1 protein-coding gene is annotated in these 1,101 nt (G+C 67.3%); it reads right to left on the minus strand.

Annotated features, from left to right (window positions below):
- Positions 1–114: 114 nt before the first annotated feature.
- Positions 115–537: a hypothetical protein gene (locus ACFV9O_RS14685; protein WP_385417103.1), complete on the minus strand. Its 423-nt coding sequence runs from the start codon at positions 535–537 to the stop codon at positions 115–117.
- Positions 538–1,101 lie beyond the last annotated feature (564 nt).

Genomic DNA, 1,101 nt, shown 5'->3' on the forward strand with positions numbered 1-1,101 from the left:
GGGGTGGGGGGCTCCCTCTCCCCCCCCCCACACCCTTTTTTTTTTTTTTTTTTTTTGGTGGGTGTGGGCCCCCCCCTCCCCTCCCCCCCCCCCGCCAGGCTGCCATCCTGCGGATCAGTGGGTGATCTGCACGTTGTCGCCGCCCTCGAGAAGGCTGGCGACGCTGAACTGCGTACCGCTGGAGAGGTCGGTGAGCAGCCAGTAGGTGGAGTCGTTGATGCTGTGGTAGCCGTCGTAGGCCTGGACGTACCGCTTGGCGCCGGTCACCCAGCCGGTGGACTTCTTGTACCGGCCCGCGTAGTAGTCGTAGGTGCGGCTGGTGGTGTTGTAGGAGTAGGTCAGGTTGATGTCGCTGCAGCTGCTCGCGGCCTTGGTGCGGATCGTGCCCTGCGACTCGTACTCACCGGTGGTGATGCTGGTGACCACGCACCCCTGGGACGCGGCGGTGGCGGCCGGCGCGAGCGCCACACAAGTGGCGGCGACGCCTGCCAGCGCGAGGGCGCCTGCGGTGAGCGTGGTCGTGCGGATGCGACGCATGCCGTAACTCCTTGTGCTCGAAGGATGGTTCACGGACGCCCGGCGTGGATCGAAGCTGCCGGGACAGGCCGAATCCTGACCGTGTAGTGGCGGGATTCACCTGTCCCATGGCGCAGTTGGGACACCCCTGGGACGAACTCCCGTTCGATGAAGCGCGTGACATGGCGTAATACTCCGTGACGTGGTGTCGTCGGCGCCGCCCCACGACCACGTCCCGGGGCGTGGGGCGGGGCGGGAGGGACGCAGTGGGACGGGTGCGGTGCGCCGCCACTGCGGAGACCCAAGTGCCGGGTACGTACGTCCATGGCCCGGACGCCGGGGCCTGGACAGCTTCCGGCGCATGTCGATCTCCCTGATACGCGGCAAGGTTGCCGTGACCGCGCTCGCGGCGGCCAGGACGGCACTGGTGTTCATGGCCGAGTTGGAGGCCGCCAAAGAGGTGGGGGAGGGGGGGGGGGGACCAAGGACCCCCCCCCTTTTTTCTCCTGGAGGGGGAGAAAAACGAGGGAAACCACCCAAGGGGGGGGGTGGTGGGGGGGGGGAGAGAAAAAGGAAGGAGAAAGA

Origin of the sequence: Streptomyces sp. NPDC059909, from assembly GCF_042730885.1 — a bacterium.
Lineage (GTDB): Bacteria > Actinomycetota > Actinomycetes > Streptomycetales > Streptomycetaceae > Streptomyces.

What these genes read in the sequence shown, in the direction of transcription:
- ACFV9O_RS14685 (WP_385417103.1), bottom strand. Translation starts at nt 537, where the DNA reads ATGCGTCGCATCCGCACGACCACGCTCACCGCAGGCGCCCTCGCGCTG.